An 18,072-nucleotide genomic window follows, 5' to 3' on the forward strand; every position below is an offset into this window, starting at 1 on the left:
AGCGACGTTATAACTGAATGTTAATTTGTTGTTCTTTACCATTGCGAAACACCAACAAATCTAATGATCCAGTTGTAAACAACTCTTCTATTACTGATGGTATTCGCTCTGAATCTGATAATTTAATGCCGTTGACTTCAAGGGCAACATCCCCAGGTTCCAATTCTGTAGACTCAAATAAGACTTTTGACTGCCCCGGGTTAAGCTTATAGCCAATCACTTTGCCATCCTCTCTGAACTCGGAGAAACTTAGAAAACGTGATATTTGGTTAGGATCTGTCATTACGGCATCTCGAACACCTTCTAATGACTCAACCGGCTCAACATGACTATTCGATACATCCCTCGAAGATAAACCCTCTTTATGACTGCCTGAAATATCCGAGCCGTTAGCTGGGGGATTCTCTTCTAAAAATAGGGTTTCTTCGCGTCCTTGGTTATTAATGATGACCCTATCTTCCAGCACCGCTATTAGCTTCGCTTTAGAACCATCAAGAGGCTCATCAATTCCATAAGTCTGTTGAGTTCCTTGGTTGGAGATAATAGCCAAACTACTACTTCGATCAGCAGCATAAACTAACCCCACTAGTTTTAAACTCAATTTCGTCTTTGGTGCGTTGGTGTTCAATTGTTTTTCTTTTGGTTGTTTTTCATTTACCGATTTGATTCCAAATAAATTTGCTGATTTAATCGAACTAAGATCAACTCTAATATTCTCTGCCTGCACCTCAGTATTTGCTGGTTTCCACTTTTGAACATCCGTGGTTTTTACAGGAAACCACACTAACTCTCCCAGCTTCCATACACTAAGGAAAAGTAGAAAACAAAATAGCACGAGGCTCAATTGCCCCTGGTGAGATTGCCAATATTTTTGAAATGTAAACCAACTCAAGGACACGTTCCCTGTTTTTTTATTAATGAAAAATGGTGATTTCTGCCGCCAGTTTCTCTGATAACTAGCAGAAAACCATCAAAATAGACCATATTCTATTTTTCGTACCACTTTAAGTAAAGCGTCCTCCCCCTTGAATTAAGAGCTTGAGACACCATTAATACACCATAAGAGTATATGATAAACAGCAGTTAGAGGATAAAACCACAAATGAGTTCCCCTGAAGACGCTATTCGTTTGGATAAATGGCTATGGGCAGCTAGGTTCTATAAAACTCGCTCTGTCGCCAGAAATATGGTCGATGGCGGTAAAGTTCACTATAATGGCCAAAGAAGTAAACCAAGTAAATTGGTCGAAGTGGGTGCTACGATTACACTGAGACAAGGTAATGAAGAGAAGACCGTTGTCATAGAAAAACTGTCTGGGCAGAGACGTAGCGCTCCAGAGGCTCAAACGTTGTATTCAGAAACTGAAGACAGTATCAAAAAACGCGAGTTGCAGGCTCTGCAACGTAAGTTGAATGCTCATAACCCAAGTCCCGAAAGACGTCCTGATAAAAAACAGAGACGCGACATCATTAAATTTAAACATCAATAAATGCTGGAGTTTCCATTAATGGCGAAGAACGTATTACACCGCTACCTTTTTGAAGATTTGTCTGTTCGAGGAGAGCTAGTTCAACTTGACGACGCTTATCATCAAATTATATCCAGCACGGATTATCCAACGCCAATACAGTCATTATTAGGCGAGCTTCTCGTTGCGACGACACTATTAACAGCAACAATTAAGTTTGAAGGTTCTATTACCCTCCAACTACAAGGAGATGGTCCAGTATCTTTAGCTGTGATTAATGGAAACCATAATCAGAAGGTACGTGGTGTTGCGAGATGGGAAGGGGCACTTCCTGAAGACGCTTCGATTCATGATATGTTAGGCAAAGGTCATTTGGTGATAACCATCGAGCCAAAACAAGGAGAGCGCTATCAGGGTATTGTTGGCTTAGAAGGTGACAACCTTGCGCAAATCCTAGAAAGCTATTTTGAACGCTCAGAACAATTAAAGACTAAAATATGGATTCGCACAGATCTAACGACTTATGACACACCTAAAGCTGGAGGGATGTTCTTACAAGTTGTTCCTGATGGTAAAGGCAGCCCAAGCGATTTTGAGCATTTAGAACAATTGACTGCAACCATCCGCAATGAGGAGTTATTTACACTAGATGCCCAAGAGCTTCTTTATCGTCTTTACAACCAAGAAAAGGTGCAACTGTTTGCACCAAATGAAGTACATTTTGAGTGTAGTTGCTCTCGCGAGCGAAGCGAAGCAGCCATTTTAACGATATCCAAAGACGAAGTGTATAGCATTCTTGAAGAGCAAGGTGACGTATCACTACATTGTGATTATTGCGGAACAACCTACCGATTTGATGAAGCAGAAGTGACTCAGCTACTCTCTTGTCAAGAGAAAAATAACGATACCCTTCATTAAGAATATTCAACTAAAGTTTATGAAGACCAGTATAGAAACTGGTCTTTTTTTTGCTAAAAATAGCGAAGTCAGATAGAAAAACCACAAGATGAACTTTCCATTTCATTAATATTCTTTTGAAATGTAAATTTCAGTCAAATATTTACACATAGTTTATTCTAGATCAATTTGCTAAAACGGGCAGACTAAATATGTGATACAAGGCATATTTACACATAAAAATCATGGTTATTTTTTGAGCCGTATCTCTGTTTTGGTTTCAGTGCGTTGATAGGATGGCGGCAGATGAAGAAAAAACTTTCAAAACTTTCAAAACTTTCAAAATTAAATTCCCTACAATTTTATTAAGGAGCACCTATGACCGTTATGGAACAAAATAAGGCTGCACAAATTGATCTTAGCATTTATGGCATCTCAAACACCACCGAGATTGTTAGAAACCCTAGCTATGACGTCCTTTTCGCAGAAGAAACTGCGGATAACCTTCAAGGTTATGAAAAAGGTATTGTAACAGAGCTTGGAGCCGTCGCTGTAGACACTGGTATCTTTACTGGTCGCTCACCAAAAGACAAATTTATCGTAAAAGATGACACTACTAAAGATACTATGTGGTGGACTTCTGATTATGCTAAAAATGATAACAAACCAACAACTCAAGCTGTATGGAACGATCTAAAAGATTTAGTAACTGGTCAGCTTTCTAACAAACGTCTATTTGTTGTTGACGTTTTCTGTGGTGCTAACCCTGATACTCGTCTATGTGTACGCTTCATCACTGAAGTTGCATGGCAAGCTCACTTCGTAACTAACATGTTTATCCGTCCTTCTGAAGAAGAACTAAAAACATTTAAACCAACTTTCGTTGTAATGAATGGTGCAAAATGCACGAACAGCAAGTGGAAAGAACACGGCCTTAACTCTGAAAACTTCACAGTGTTCAACCTAACTGAACGCATGCAAGTTATCGGCGGTACATGGTACGGCGGCGAGATGAAAAAAGGCATCTTCGCTATGATGAACTACTTCTTGCCTCTTAAAGACATTGCAGCAATGCACTGTTCTGCAAACATGGGTAAAGATGGTGACGTAGCAATCTTCTTCGGTCTATCTGGTACTGGTAAAACTACACTATCTACCGATCCAAACCGCGCTCTAATCGGTGATGATGAACACGGTTGGGATGACGAAGGCGTATTTAACTTCGAAGGTGGTTGTTATGCTAAAACTATCAACCTTTCTAAAGAAGCTGAGCCAGAAATCTACAATGCAATCCGTCGTGATGCACTGCTAGAAAACGTGACTGTACTTGCAAATGGTTCTATCGACTTTGATGATGGCTCTAAAACAGAAAACACTCGTGTTTCTTACCCAATCTATCATATCGATAACATCGTTAAACCTGTATCTAAAGGTGGTGCAGCTCAGAAAGTTATCTTCCTGTCAGCTGACGCATTCGGTGTTCTACCACCAGTATCCAAACTAACTGCAGAACAAACTAAATATCACTTCCTATCTGGTTTTACTGCAAAATTAGCAGGTACTGAACGTGGTATCACCGAACCAACTCCAACATTCTCTGCATGTTTCGGTGCTGCGTTCCTAACTCTACACCCAACTAAATACGCAGAAGTTCTAGTTAAACGTATGGAAGCGGCTGGTGCAGAAGCCTACTTGGTTAACACTGGTTGGAACGGTTCTGGTAAACGTATCTCAATCAAAGATACTCGTGGTATCATCAACGCAATCCTTGATGGTTCTATCGATAAAGCTAACACTAAACAAGTGCCAATCTTCAACCTAGAAGTTCCAACTGCTCTTCCAGGTGTTGATCCAGCAATCTTGGACCCACGTGACACTTATGTTGATCCACTACAATGGGAAAGCAAAGCGAAAGATCTAGCAACTCGCTTTATCAACAACTTCGAGAAGTACACTGATAACGCAGAAGGTAAATCTCTAGTTGCTGCTGGACCACAACTAGATTAATAGCTAGTCGAGAAATTTAGTTACTTTAACTATGATTAAAGCCCCTAACGGGGCTTTTTTCGTTGAAGCAATTCTATTTTTGTTTAATCTGTAATGAGTTAAACATTGAGGAAGAACTCATGGGGACATTCATCTACAGATTACTAATGCTTGTGTTAGCTTTACTCGCCCTATTGGCAGCAGCGTCTGTTATTGTACTCCATAATCCAACCTATCTAACTTATTCGATTAACTGGCTAAGTAAAAACTATCTGTCTGGTGACATAGAAGTATCAAATGCTACTTACGAATACCCCAGAGAGCTCAAGTTAACTGGAGTTCAACTTGGTGAAGATTCGAAGGTGAGTGCTATTACGATTTGGCTTTCAAGTTCGTTACCATCTGCTACATCACCAATTCAACTTGATTCAATACTCATTTCCGATATTGACCTATCGGAGTTAAAGCCTCTGTTTAAAGAAAAACTTCGTTTCTTCGAGACTCATCAAGTGGCGGTAACAAACGCAAGCTACCATAGTGATGGAGTTCAATTTAATAATGCTAATATCCAAATAAAACACCCAACATGGCTTGAGAATACCATCATTCCATTAGGTGAAATTCAGTTACAGACGCCCTCCTTAAAAGTGAATAACCTTGAACTAAGTAATGTCCTACTCGATGCGGACCATCTAGAAAAAGACAGTAAAGTCTATGGACTCTCGTTTGAGTTCAATAGCAGTCAGATATCACTTCAAGCTGAGCAACTCAATGGCGGTGACTGGGAAGTTTTTGCTGCCACAGTTAACCAGCTAAACGTCACACCCGAGACATTAAAAACATTTGAGACCTTAAACAATACTCTTCCTTGGCGAGTTGCATCAATAAAACAGATAGATCTCCTTCACAGCTCATTGAAAACCCAACATCTGGAAGTAAGCGACTTATCCCTATCGGCCAAAAATGTCACATTGGGACTGGATAACATCTGGCAACAAAAAAACATGAGCCTTTCAGCATCAGCGGAAGGCGCCATTTTCGCCGAGAAGCAATGGGTGAATCCAACAATAAAAATGAATGTCTCTCCTGAAAGAATTTCTTTAGATGACTTCTCCGTTGAACTGCTCGATGGATACGTTAGCCTATCCGCTACAGCTACCCCAACATCACTTGATATAAACAAGCTTCATGCAGAGAATATTAAGTATTTTATTGATTCAAAAAACAATCTTCTATCCCCATCAATAATGCCTTTTAACCATATCTACGTTGAGAATTTTGAACTACGTAATAGCCAAATAATTCAACTAGCATCGAAACCATATTGGCAATTGTCCGGAATCAATGGTGATCTCACCAATGCAAATATTCTTAATAAAAATCAATGGGGACTTTGGAGTGGATCGCTGGAACTTTCCGCAAATAACATCAGTTACGGTATGCTGAAAGGAACCCAGGGAATACTTCAAATGCATACAACTCAGCAAACTTGGTCTCTTGATCGACTATTCATTCCTTTAAAAAAAGGCTACATAGCCGCCAAAGGGGCATGGAATTATTCACCTAATGAGCAAACATGGAATATGGATCTAGAAACAGATAGCTTACCGTTAGAAGATCTGACTCAATACTTAAATCTCCCGTTCTCAATCGATGGTCTCGCTGACGTTAAAATGCACAGCCAGGGATTATCGGGAAATCAAAATGTCTTTAACCAAACTCTGAGTGGCGATATGAGTATCGACATTCGTAACGGGACAATGATGATCCCGGGGGAAAGTACGATAATAACCCAACCTTTTTCAGTGAGTGATATACATATTGCGGCCAAAAGAGGCCTTTTATCTATCAATTCAAATAAGCTTCAAGGACCAGGACTGGGAGAGAAATTAGCTGGGGATTTAGACTTAGCATCGTGGCGTAAAGGCAAACTCATTTTCAGTTTAAAAAGCGATAAATGTGGCAGTACCACACTCAATCTTCTTGATAGTAAAAATCAGAAGATTGAGTGTAATGTTGATGACTAAGCGATAAGTTCTTTGTAGTTTGGAATCAACATATAGGTCCCCGTAAACTCAGCGGCAGGCAAATCACCACTGTAGATGAAAACCTTCACAATAATACGCGCTTTTCTACCAGATTTGAGCCTGTCTAAATCGCCACTAATCTCGTCGAGGCTGGTTGAAGCCAAAGCTGATTCAGTAATAGGATGACGATAACGAATATGGCTATCAGCCAGCACAACGTCTCCAGCCAAGCTTCTTTCTCGCATAAGCAACCAAGCCATTCCCCAGCCAGTTAGTGTTGCTAACGTGAATGCAGAGCCAGCAAACATAGTGTTATGTGGATTAATATTAGGATTTATTGGTGCGCTACATTCAAATTCGTAGCCCGTATATTGACTCACTTTTATCCCCATCTTATCACTGATAGGAATTTGTTGATTCCAACGCTTTTGAAGCTCAACACACCATTCGGGTTTTCTCTGAACCGTCGCCATCGGATCCAATGGTTTCACCATTTGCTGGTGCTTAATTGGACCAAACTCTTCGCTCAGATCACCACGTCTCTCAAAGCCATTTTTCTCATAGAAAGGGATTGCCTGCTCTCTGGCATTACATACAATCCTTTTCGCGCCTTCTTTTCGCGCAAGCGATTCGAGAGTGACTAAAAGTAGTGACCCCATGCCCTTATTACGATGATTTGACTTAACGGCCATATAACGGATTTGCCCTTCGCAATCAGGCGTAATATACAAACGCCCTACTGCCATAGGTCTACCACGACTATCAACAATCATCCTGTGATGACTCATAGGATCGTATTCATCACGTTCTGACCCCATAGGTAAATGCCAGGGTTCTCGTAGCATCTGCCAGCGAAACTGATAATATTTATTCAGCTGATTTTCTGTTGTTGGGCTGATAATTTTGAACATGATTTTTCCTTAAAATACCTCAGCGTGTTCCTTTCGCTTTTCTATACTTGAAGCCAAAAAGTCACTGGTCCATCATTAACAAGTGAGACTTTCATATCTGCTGCAAATATCCCATTCTCAGTGGGTAGCACCTGCCGACATTGCTCTGAGAAAAAAGTATATAAACGATTCGCATCTTGTGGGTCCGCACCTCTTGAAAAGCCAGCTCTCGTCCCTTTTTTTGTATCTGCAGGAAGGGTAAATTGCGAAACAACTAATAACTTCCCATCAACCTGCTGAACATTTAAGTTCATCTTGCCATTTTCATCTTCAAATACTCGGTAAGATGTCACTCTTTCTACTAACCTTTTGGCTTTGGCTTCATCATCACCTTTCTCTACACCCAAAAGAACCAGTAAACCTTTTTCTATGCTACCGACAACCTCACCTTCCACTCGAACGGAAGCCTCACTCACTCTTTGAATCAGCGCTATCACTCTTATCCCTACTTTTGCTATCTAGCTCTGCATGAGAGTCTACCATGTTTATCTGCCACTGTTCTTTTTCCCCTAAAGATGCTGTCACCTCCGCACCAATAAGAACGATAATCCAGCATAGATAAACCCAAACAAACAAAATAGGTATTGCTGCCAATGCGCCGTAGATAAGCTGATAGGATGGAAAGTGCGTGACATACAATGCGAATGCTATCTTACTGAGCTCAAACAATAACGCAGACACTACCGCACCGATCACTGCATTAGCCAGTTTTACCGGTCGGTTCGGCACAATTAAATATAATGCAGAAAACGCAAAGAATGACAGTAAAAAAGGCAGCTTGGACAGAACGAGATGGTAAACACCAGTTAATGTTTCATTTTCCAGGATTTTTAGCGATGTTATATATGATGAAACAGCAATACTGGCCCCGACTAAAATAGGTCCTAACGTAAGAGCCATCCAATACATAGAAAATGACAATACCCAGCGCCTCTTTTTATTAGTACGCCAAATTACGTTTAGACTTTTATCGATATTTGAAATCAGCATGATTGCAGTAACAAATAGAAAAGAGGCACCCATCGCCGTCATTTTCCCTGTGTTTGCAACAAAATCCGTTAAAGCATCACTAACCGCATCGCCTGCAGCAGGGACAAAATTATCAATAACAAAGCGGTGAATAACTGCACTTGCCTCACTAAATGCCGAAACAGATGACATAATTGAAATAAGAACTGTCATCATTGGAACTAGCGATAACAACGTTATGTAGGCCAAATACCCCGCATTGACGTTTATTCTATCCTTCAAAATCCGATAATATATGTAGGTAACACACGATATGACTTGCCGATAATGATATTGTAAGTTCACGTTATCTCCTAACCTAAGGCTTCGGTCTTAGTATATAAATCTAAAAAGGAACATGAAATGCGACAACTACTAATTTGCCTTTCTCTTGTCTCGATTATAACGGGTTGCCAATCGGCATATTACTCTGCAATGGAAAAAGTTGGCTATCAGAAAAGAGATATTATGGTTGATCGCGTTGAAGATGCACAAGCTTCTCAGAAGAAAGCGCAGGAAGAATTTAAGTCAGCTTACGAACAACTCAAAACGTTATCCAATTACGATGGTGGTGAATTAGAACAAACCTACGACAGAATAAATAGCGAATATGAAAAAAGCTCTGATGCAGTTGAAGATGTACAAAATCGTATTGCAGCGATAGAAGATGTCGCGGATGCGCTATTCGACGAATGGGAAAACGAGTTGGATGAATATACTAATCAATCATTGCGCCGAAATAGTGCAACCAAACTCAAAGCAACTCGTAAATCTTATAGCTTAATGATTACAGCTATGAAAAGAGCAGAGAAGAAAATGGTCCCTGTATTAAATGCGCTAAGGGATAATACGCTCTATCTAAAACACAATTTAAACGCCAGTGCTGTAACATCACTCAAAGGCGAATTCTCTAATCTTCAGGGAGATATTCAAAATGCTATTAATCAAATGAATATCGCCATTTCAGAATCAGACAAATTTATAAAGCAGCTAGACTAACAAAAAGGGAGCTTTCGCTCCCTTTTTTACGATCTGATTCTAACTCACCGTATTATTTTTCTGAACGGTAAGCTCTCTTACGATCATTTTCAGTCAGATATTTCTTACGGATACGAATACTTTCAGGAGTAACTTCCACTAGCTCATCGTCATCAATAAACTCTAGAGCCTGCTCTAGTGTGTACTTAATGGCAGGAGTCAGAACTTGTGCATCATCAGTACCAGAGGCTCGAACGTTAGTTAACTGTTTTCCTTTAAGGCAGTTTACTGTTAAGTCGTTAGAACGGTTATGGATACCGATAACCTGACCCTCATACACTTCATCAGCATGCTCAGTAAACAGACGACCGCGCTCTTGCAAATTGAACAGTGCGTACGTCAATGCTTTACCCGTTGCGTTTGAAATCAACACACCGTTATTACGTTGACCAATCGTGCCGCCTTTATGTGGACCATAATGATCAAATGTATGGTATAGCAAGCCGGAACCAGAAGTTAGCGTCATAAACTCAGTTTGGAAACCAATCAAGCCACGAGAAGGCATAACGAAGTCTAAACGAACACGACCCTTACCATCTGGAGACATATCCTTCAGTTCACCTTTACGGATACCAATATTCTCCATGATACCGCCTTGGTGTTCTTCTAGAACGTCAATAGTAACGGTTTCAAATGGTTCCATTAGCTGGCCATTCTCTTCACGTAGGATAACTTCTGGACGAGATACTGCTAGCTCAAAGCCTTCACGACGCATATTCTCGATCAGGATTGATAGGTGAAGCTCACCACGACCTGACACACGGAATTTATCTGGATCGTCAGTTTGCTCTACGCGTAAAGCCACGTTATGCACTAACTCTTTCTCTAGACGCTCAAGAATATTACGCGAAGTAACGAATTTACCTTCTTTACCAGCAAATGGAGAGGTATTAACTTGGAAAGTCATCGTTACAGTTGGCTCATCAACTGAAAGTGGAGTCATCGCCTCAACGTTGTTTTGGTCACAAATCGTGTCAGAGATTTTTAGTTCACCAAGACCTGTAATCGCAATAATATCACCAGCCGTTGCCTGTTCGATTTCATGGCGCTCAAGCCCCAGATAACCAAGTACAGTACCCACTTTACCATTACGCTTTTTACCATCAGCACCAACGATAGTAACCTGTTGATTTGGTTTAACTTTACCACGAGTAACGCGAGCAACACCGATAACACCTACATATGAGCTGTAATCAAGTTGAGAAATCTGCATTTGAAGAGGACCATCTAGGTCCACATTTGGCGCGTCTACATTGTCTACGATAGCTTGGAACAACGGTTCCATGTTCTCGCCAGTTTCGCCTTCTTCTAAAGTCGCCCAACCATTTAGTGCTGATGCATATACGACTTGGAAATCAAGCTGCTCATCACTTGCACCAAGATTGTCAAACAAATCGAATACTTGATCCATAACCCAATCAGGACGAGCTCCTGGACGGTCGATTTTGTTGATAACAACGATTGGCTTCAAGCCATAGTTAAATGCCTTTTGAGTAACGAAGCGCGTCTGTGGCATCGGACCGTCAACTGCATCAACAATAAGCAGTACTGAGTCAACCATAGACATGATACGTTCAACTTCTCCACCAAAGTCAGCGTGTCCTGGGGTATCAACAATATTGATACGGTAATCGTTCCAGTTAATAGCTGTATTTTTAGCGAGAATCGTGATTCCACGTTCTTTCTCGATATCATTCGAGTCCATGACTCGCTCTTCAATTTCACCACGTGACTGAAGCGTGCCAGATTGTTGTAGAAGTTTATCTACTAACGTTGTTTTACCGTGGTCAACGTGAGCAATAATCGCGATATTTCTTAATTTCTCTATCTTTTGAGTCGTCATGGAATGTTCATCACTTTAATTATCAACAACTTAAGAAGAACATTTCAACTTAAGCGGTAGATTGAATATAAAAACGGTCAATAATGTACCAGATTTTGAGGAAAAACCCAGAAATATGTGATCTTAATCAGCATCATTTTTAGTTAAACATATTAAATTGAGTGTCCTTAAAAAAATCGCTATAAAATCTTCATAATTGACGATTGACAAAATGCCTATTTTTAGGGCTGAATAATAGCTGTTTTGACAACTATTGGTGCAACAAAACAACAATTGCACCACTAACGTGCAAACAGAGATCATTTTAGTGCAATGCTTGGCGTCGACAGCGAATATATCTCTGCTAAGATATTGAATTAAAAGGATTTAACTTTATGGCACGATTTTGGCTTAAATGTCTAAAGTTGATGGTTCGCCTGCTTATTTGTGTGCATAACCATTGCTAATGGCTTTTTAAGTTTCTATTAAATCGAGCTTTTACCGAATTTTTAACACTGGAGGTTATCCAAGATGTCAGTAGAAAATGTTCTATCGCTGATCCAAGAAAACGAAGTTAAATTTATCGACCTGCGCTTTACAGATACAAAAGGTAAAGAGCAGCACGTTTCTATTCCTGCTCACCAAGTCGATGCTGATTTCTTCGAAGACGGTAAAATGTTCGATGGTTCTTCAGTTGCTGGCTGGAAAGGTATCAACGAATCTGACATGATTCTTATGCCAGATGCATCTACAGCTGTACTTGACCCATTTACTGAAGAAGCTACTCTAAACATCCGTTGTGATATTTTAGAACCTGCAACAATGCAAGGTTACGACCGTGACCCACGTTCTATCTCTCTACGCGCTGAAGAATACCTACGTTCAACTGGTATCGCAGATACCGTTCTTTTTGGTCCAGAACCAGAATTTTTCCTATTCGATGACGTAAAATACAAATCAGACATTTCTGGTTCTATGTACTCAATCGATGATATCGAAGCAGCATGGAATACCAATACTTCTTATGAAGAAGGTAACAAAGGTCACCGTCCAGGTATTAAAGGTGGTTACTTCCCAGTAGCTCCTGTTGATTCATCTCAAGATATCCGTTCTGCTATGTGTTTGATCATGGAAGAAATGGGCCTTGTAGTTGAAGCACACCACCACGAAGTAGCGACAGCAGGTCAAAACGAGATTGCTACTCGTTTTAACACAATGACTATTAAAGCTGACGAAACTCAGATCCTAAAATACGTTATCCATAACGTTGCTCACGCTTACGGTAAAACCGCAACTTTCATGCCTAAACCACTAGTAGGTGATAATGGTTCTGGTATGCACTGCCACCAATCTCTAGCGAAAGATGGCGTGAACCTATTCTCTGGTGATAAATACGGCGGTCTATCTGAAACTGCTCTATACTACATCGGTGGTATCATTAAGCACGCTCGCGCAATTAACGCGTTCACTAACGCTTCAACTAACTCGTACAAACGTCTTGTTCCAGGATTTGAAGCTCCAGTAATGCTTGCTTACTCTGCACGTAACCGTTCAGCATCAATCCGTATCCCAGTAGTTCCAAGCCCTAAAGCTGCTCGTATCGAAGTTCGCTTCCCAGATCCAACAGCGAACCCATACCTAGGTTTTGCAGCTATGCTTATGGCTGGTCTTGACGGAATTAAGAACAAGATTCACCCTGGAGATGCTGCTGATAAAGACCTTTACGATCTTCCAGCAGAAGAAGCAGCTAAGATCCCAACAGTTGCATCTTCTCTAGAACAAGCTCTTGCTGCACTAGACGAAGACCGCGCATTCTTGACTGAAGGTGGCGTATTCTCTGATGACTTCATCGATTCATACATCGCACTGAAATCTCAAGATACAGTTAAACTAGCAATGACAACTCACCCTGTTGAGTTCGAAATGTACTACTCTTGCTAATCAATTTTTGATTATCTTAGTTTTGAAAGGCCCTGGATTTCCAGGGTCTTTTATTTTTTAAATCAGACAGTTACCCCCCAATATAACAACTGCACTTTACTGAACTAATCTCACCTTTTTTGCGCATTTCGGGCAAGATAATTGCATTAATTAACTTAGCAATATGCGTATCTTCTAACGATTTCATAATTTAGCCCCAAAATAGGATTAATTCGTCGATATTTGGAAGCTATTCAGTTGTATTACATAGAACATGCGCCATACTAATAACTTTTAATGCACCATAATTGTGCAGTGCATTATAATGGAACACAGGGTATATCTGGTGAGTAATGAACTTAGTGCAACAATATTAAATAATATTGTCACATCCACATTAATCTTGGATGAGTCTTTGTGTATACGATATGCCAACCCGGCAGCGGAGCAGCTTTTTTCTCAAAGCGCTAAACGTATTATCGACCAACCGCTCTCTAATTTAATTCAACATGCATCGATGGATCTGGCGCTGTTATCGCAACCGCTACAAAGTGGACAGAGTATAACGGATAGTGATGTCACCTTTGTTGTTGACGGAAAACCATTAATGCTTGAGGTAACGGTAAGTCCTCTATCATGGGATAAACACCTAATGTTGCTCGTTGAAATGCGTAAGATAGGTCAGCAGCGCCGTCTTAGTCAGGAGCTTAACCAACATGCTCAGCAGCAGGCGGCAAAGCTACTGGTTCGAGGACTCGCTCACGAAATAAAAAACCCCCTTGGAGGGCTTCGTGGTGCAGCGCAGCTACTTGAGAGAATGTTACCAGATCAATCATTAACCGAATATACCCAGATAATTATTGAGCAGGCAGACAGATTGCGTGCTCTCGTTGATAGACTACTTGGCCCTCAAAAGCCAGGGAAAAAGCATTCAGAAAACTTGCATCTTATATTAGAAAAAGTACGCCAGTTGGTTGAACTAGAGGCCAGTGCGAATCTCATAATAGAAAGAGACTATGATCCAAGTCTGCCTAATATCATGATGGACACAGATCAAATAGAACAAGCTCTACTAAATATTGTGAGCAACGCAGCGCAAATATTATCGAGTCAATCACATGGAAAAATTATTTTGCGCACTAGAACAGTGCACCAGGCGAATATTCACGGACAACGACATAAGCTCGTTGCACGTATAGAGATCATAGATAATGGTCCGGGTATCCCACACGATTTACAAGATACTTTGTTTTACCCGATGGTGAGTGGTAGAGAGGGAGGAACCGGGCTAGGTCTCTCCATTTCACAAAATTTAATAGACCAGCACAATGGAAAGATCGACGTAGAAAGCTGGCCAGGCAGAACCACATTCACTATTTATCTGCCAATTAGTTAAGCAAGGTATTCGCTTTTTGAGGAACGGAATTATGAGTAAAGGATATGTATGGGTAGTGGACGATGACAGTTCCATACGTTGGGTTATGGAAAAAACACTATCTTCCGCAGACATAAAATGTGAAACATTCTCTGATGCAGAGAGTGTTCTTATGGCATTAGAAAGAGAAACACCAGATGTATTAGTTTCTGATATTAGAATGCCAGGGATTGATGGGATAGAGTTACTGCATCAGGTACATGATCGCTCTCCAGATTTACCCGTTATCATAATGACTGCGCACTCGGACCTCGATGCAGCAGTAAACGCTTATCAAAAAGGGGCATTTGAATATCTGCCTAAACCATTTGATGTTGATGAAACACTGACACTGGTCGAAAGAGCCATAGCACATGGACAAGAGCAGAAAAAAGAGCACTCGTCACGACTCGCAGTACCGGACAACGCACCCGAGATAATAGGTGAGGCTCCTGCCATGCAAGAAGTCTTCCGTGCGATCGGCCGTCTATCTCGCTCATCGATTTCAGTTTTAATAAATGGCGAATCAGGTACTGGTAAAGAGTTAGTTGCTCATGCTCTTCATCGGCATAGTCCTAGAGCGCAAAAGCCGTTTATCGCTTTAAACATGGCGGCTATCCCGAAAGACTTAATAGAGTCAGAGCTATTTGGTCATGAGAAGGGAGCTTTTACCGGGGCGAGCAATGTGCGTCAGGGCAGATTTGAACAAGCAAACGGTGGTACGCTATTTCTCGATGAAATCGGTGATATGCCTTTAGATATTCAAACCCGTTTGCTTCGCGTTTTAGCTGATGGTCAGTTTTATCGCGTGGGCGGTCATTCAGCGATTAAAGTCGATGTTCGTATCGTTGCGGCGACACACCAAAATCTAGAAAAACTGGTTCATCAAGGTAAATTCCGTGAAGATTTGTTCCACCGTTTGAATGTGATCCGAATTCAAATCCCTGCCCTACGTGAAAGACGCCAGGATATTGAAAAACTGACTAAGCATTTCTTAGCTCAAGCAGCTGAAGAACTGGGTGTAGAAATGAAGACTCTTCATGGCAAGACTGTCGAAATTCTTAATCGACTTGACTGGCCAGGTAACGTCCGTCAATTAGAAAATATGTGTCGCTGGCTTACTGTAATGGCAACTGGCTCTGAAGTATTACCTAGTGACTTACCATCTGAATTACTCTCAGAGAAAAAGAGCGTCGATATCGAAGGCGATACGACATGGCAACAACAATTGGAAACTTGGGCTAAAGCGGCATTGGCATCTGGTCAAACAGAACTACTTTCTTATGCACTTCCTGAGTTTGAACGAATCCTATTAGAAGCAGCACTTAATCATACTAACGGTCACAAGCAAGACGCAGCCAAGGTTCTTGGATGGGGACGCAATACGCTTACCAGAAAGCTAAAAGAACTTTACTAATATGAGTTCAACGTATTAGTTAAATTGGCTGACATACGAACCAATCATTCCTATACTTGCTATTTAGTAATAACTAAATAGCAAGTATATGTATAATCCAGAGATTCCACTTATCGATCTACACCGTCATCTAGATGGTAATATAAGACCCGAGACAATCCTCGCTCATGCAGACAAGTTTAATATCACTCTGCCTGCAAGTAACCTACATGACCTAATACCCCACGTTCGTGTGACCGAAGCCCAGCCCTCGCTCGTCGCCTTTCTATCCAAGTTAGATTGGGGAGTTAAAACTCTTGGAGATCTAGATGCTTGTCGTAGAGTTGCCTACGAGAATATTGAAGACTTAAAACAAGCACAGATCGACTATGCTGAATTACGGTTTTCTCCTTACTATATGGCTATGACACACAATCTGAATATTAAAGATGTTGTCGAAGCAGTTATAGATGGAGTTGAAGCAGGCATACGCGATTTTGGCGTGCCGGCTAAGTTAATTGGTATTATGAGCAGAACCTTTGGAGTGGAAGCTTGTAAAAGCGAGCTAGATGCTATCCTTACATTTAAACAGAAGTTTGTCGCTGTCGATCTGGCAGGTGATGAGCTAGGTAAGCCAGGCCAATTGTTCACCGAACATTTTGAACAAGTTAAAAAAGCCGATTTAAGCATTACAGTTCATGCAGGTGAAGCTGCAGGACCAGAAAGTATATGGCAAGCGTTAAATGATTTAGGCGCTATACGTATTGGTCACGGTGTAAAAGCAGTTGAAGATATGAATCTGATGGACTTCCTAGCTGAAAATGCTATCGGCATAGAGTCTTGTCTAACGTCTAATATTCAGACCAGTACAATCCCTTATTTAACAGATCATCCATTAAAACAATTTTTAGACCACGGCATTTTAGCGACTATTAATACTGATGATCCAGCAGTAGAAGGGATAGAGCTTATTCATGAGTACGATCTTGCGGCGCCAAAAGCTGGACTGACTGAACAACAGATTTTCAGAGCTCAACAAAACAGTTTAGAAATTGCATTCCTGTCTGAAAGTGAAAAAGCGAATTTAGTTCAGAGTAAAGCCTAAGCTGATATAAACGTTATCTAGAAAATAATACCGGACGATTCTTTTGTTATGCGATTGAGTTGTCCGATACTCTGATAGTGATAGGTGAGTCTGATGATGAGTGACTATCACTCGGCTCTTGCTTGGCCCCGACTCAATGGCCTGACTGGCGTCTTACTTTTTGCTCTCTTTCTCTTTAGATGAACCGACTTTGTTACCGGCTAGGTCATAATCACTTTTTAGATAAAATGCGCTGTACGCGAATGCACCCCACATAGTCTTTCTCCTTATCTTAATAGTTTGGTTGGTTATCTTACGCTTTTTTCACGTCAGCTTTTTGTGCTTCGGTTTCTTTTGCGTCTTTGGTCATGTAGTAAACGTTGTAAGCAATAGCAGCAAACATAATCTTGTCTCCTTCCGTTATCGTCAGTGTCTTACGCTTTTTTCACGTCGGCTTTTTGAGCTTCGGTTTCTTTGGCGTCTTTAGTCATGTAGTAAACGTTATAAGCAAATGCAGCGAACATAATCTTATCTCCTCAATGTTGTTGTAAGTTTCTTTCGTCTACGGGATAAATATAGATCTACCTCACATTGAATGCAACATTTATTTTGTTTTTATTTCACTTTAGAACGTATATTTTATTCATAAATGACTAAATCGTTGATTTTGGCTCTCATTCTGTAATTTACTTTCATTATTGAGGTTGGAAATAGGATGTACTCACCAGACAGAGGAAGACATAGACAGTCAGGGTAGGATTTTGCAGGACCCAGAAACGACAAAACCCAGCATTGCTGCTGGGTTTTAAATAAGTGGCGGAGCGGACGGGACTCGAACCCGCGACCCCCGGCGTGACAGGCCGGTATTCTAACCAACTGAACTACCGCTCCGCATTGGTCAGACTTTGACGTCTTAAATAAAAGCCTGGCGATGTCCTACTCTCACATGGGGAGACCCCACACTACCATCGGCGCTAATTCGTTTCACTTCTGAGTTCGGCATGGAATCAGGTGGGTCCAAATCGCTATGGTCGCCAAGCAAATTTGTTAATTCAGAAAGCT

At 40.9% G+C, this 18,072-nt stretch carries 14 protein-coding genes, 1 tRNA gene and 1 rRNA gene; 9 read left to right on the top strand and 7 right to left on the bottom strand.

The window, feature by feature from the left end:
* Window positions 1-7: 7 nt before the first annotated feature.
* The gene (gspC, locus tag EES38_RS19940; protein WP_341824877.1) at window positions 8-898 is read right to left on the bottom strand and encodes a type II secretion system protein GspC; all 891 of its coding nucleotides are present in this window, start codon (window positions 896-898) and stop codon (window positions 8-10) included.
* A 204-nt stretch (window positions 899-1,102) separates the two neighbouring features.
* Here gspC and hslR point away from each other — a divergent pair, with 204 nt between their 5' ends.
* The 4 genes from hslR to EES38_RS19960 all read left to right on the top strand — a co-directional run bounded on the left by hslR (window position 1,103) and on the right by EES38_RS19960 (window position 6,378).
* Complete coding sequence (hslR, locus tag EES38_RS19945) at window positions 1,103-1,489, top strand: ribosome-associated heat shock protein Hsp15 (protein WP_124938986.1); 387 nt, start codon at window positions 1,103-1,105, stop codon at window positions 1,487-1,489.
* An 18-nt stretch (window positions 1,490-1,507) separates the two neighbouring features.
* The gene (gene hslO, locus EES38_RS19950) at window positions 1,508-2,386 is read left to right on the top strand and encodes an Hsp33 family molecular chaperone HslO (RefSeq protein ID WP_124938987.1); all 879 of its coding nucleotides are present in this window, start codon (window positions 1,508-1,510) and stop codon (window positions 2,384-2,386) included.
* A gap of 357 nt (window positions 2,387-2,743) precedes the next feature.
* Complete coding sequence (pckA, locus tag EES38_RS19955; RefSeq protein WP_124938988.1) at window positions 2,744-4,372, top strand: phosphoenolpyruvate carboxykinase (ATP); 1,629 nt, start codon at window positions 2,744-2,746, stop codon at window positions 4,370-4,372.
* 119 nt (window positions 4,373-4,491) lie between these two features.
* Complete coding sequence (locus EES38_RS19960) at window positions 4,492-6,378, top strand: AsmA family protein (protein WP_124938989.1); 1,887 nt, start codon at window positions 4,492-4,494, stop codon at window positions 6,376-6,378.
* On the opposite strand, the gene EES38_RS19965 is transcribed toward EES38_RS19960, so the two are convergent.
* From EES38_RS19965 to EES38_RS19975, 3 genes are read right to left on the bottom strand one after another with little or no spacing between them, the layout of a single operon-like run.
* Window positions 6,375-7,289, bottom strand: a complete 915-nt coding sequence (locus tag EES38_RS19965) for a bifunctional GNAT family N-acetyltransferase/hotdog fold thioesterase (RefSeq protein WP_124938990.1) — start codon at window positions 7,287-7,289, stop codon at window positions 6,375-6,377. The two genes, EES38_RS19960 and EES38_RS19965, sit on opposite strands and share 4 nt — an antisense overlap.
* 41 nt (window positions 7,290-7,330) lie before the next feature.
* Window positions 7,331-7,765 carry a D-aminoacyl-tRNA deacylase gene (gene dtd / locus EES38_RS19970; protein ID WP_124938991.1) on the bottom strand — a complete coding sequence of 145 codons (435 nt, stop codon included), beginning with the start codon at window positions 7,763-7,765 and terminating at the stop codon, window positions 7,331-7,333.
* Window positions 7,737-8,642, bottom strand: a complete 906-nt coding sequence (locus tag EES38_RS19975; protein WP_124938992.1) for a virulence factor BrkB family protein — start codon at window positions 8,640-8,642, stop codon at window positions 7,737-7,739. Before EES38_RS19975 ends, dtd begins: the two co-directional genes overlap by 29 nt.
* A gap of 57 nt (window positions 8,643-8,699) precedes the next feature.
* Between EES38_RS19975 and EES38_RS19980 the strand changes: the two genes are divergently transcribed.
* Window positions 8,700-9,335 carry a DUF2959 domain-containing protein gene (locus EES38_RS19980; protein ID WP_124938993.1) on the top strand — a complete coding sequence of 212 codons (636 nt, stop codon included), beginning with the start codon at window positions 8,700-8,702 and terminating at the stop codon, window positions 9,333-9,335.
* A 52-nt stretch (window positions 9,336-9,387) separates the two neighbouring features.
* Here EES38_RS19980 and typA read toward each other — a convergent pair whose 3' ends face one another.
* Complete coding sequence (gene typA / locus EES38_RS19985; RefSeq protein WP_124938994.1) at window positions 9,388-11,217, bottom strand: translational GTPase TypA; 1,830 nt, start codon at window positions 11,215-11,217, stop codon at window positions 9,388-9,390.
* Window positions 11,218-11,727: 510 nt separating this feature from the next.
* On the opposite strand from typA, the gene glnA reads away from it, so the two are divergent.
* From glnA to add, 4 genes are all read left to right on the top strand, one after another.
* Complete coding sequence (glnA, locus tag EES38_RS19990; RefSeq protein ID WP_124938995.1) at window positions 11,728-13,137, top strand: glutamate--ammonia ligase; 1,410 nt, start codon at window positions 11,728-11,730, stop codon at window positions 13,135-13,137.
* A gap of 325 nt (window positions 13,138-13,462) precedes the next feature.
* Window positions 13,463-14,512, top strand: a complete 1,050-nt coding sequence (glnL, locus tag EES38_RS19995; RefSeq protein ID WP_166434313.1) for a nitrogen regulation protein NR(II) — start codon at window positions 13,463-13,465, stop codon at window positions 14,510-14,512.
* A 31-nt stretch (window positions 14,513-14,543) separates the two neighbouring features.
* Window positions 14,544-15,947: a nitrogen regulation protein NR(I) gene (glnG, locus tag EES38_RS20000; protein ID WP_124938997.1), complete on the top strand. Its 1,404-nt coding sequence runs from the start codon at window positions 14,544-14,546 to the stop codon at window positions 15,945-15,947.
* An 88-nt stretch (window positions 15,948-16,035) separates the two neighbouring features.
* Window positions 16,036-17,031: an adenosine deaminase gene (gene add / locus EES38_RS20005; protein ID WP_124938998.1), complete on the top strand. Its 996-nt coding sequence runs from the start codon at window positions 16,036-16,038 to the stop codon at window positions 17,029-17,031.
* A gap of 793 nt (window positions 17,032-17,824) precedes the next feature.
* Here add and EES38_RS20010 read toward each other — a convergent pair.
* Together EES38_RS20010 and rrf are read right to left on the bottom strand one after the other, a co-directional pair.
* A tRNA-Asp gene (locus tag EES38_RS20010) sits at window positions 17,825-17,901 on the bottom strand.
* 32 nt (window positions 17,902-17,933) lie between these two features.
* Window positions 17,934-18,049, bottom strand: a 5S ribosomal RNA gene (gene rrf, locus EES38_RS20015).
* Window positions 18,050-18,072 lie beyond the last annotated feature (23 nt).

Source organism: Vibrio viridaestus (genome assembly GCF_003856525.1).
Lineage (GTDB): Bacteria > Pseudomonadota > Gammaproteobacteria > Enterobacterales > Vibrionaceae > Vibrio > Vibrio viridaestus.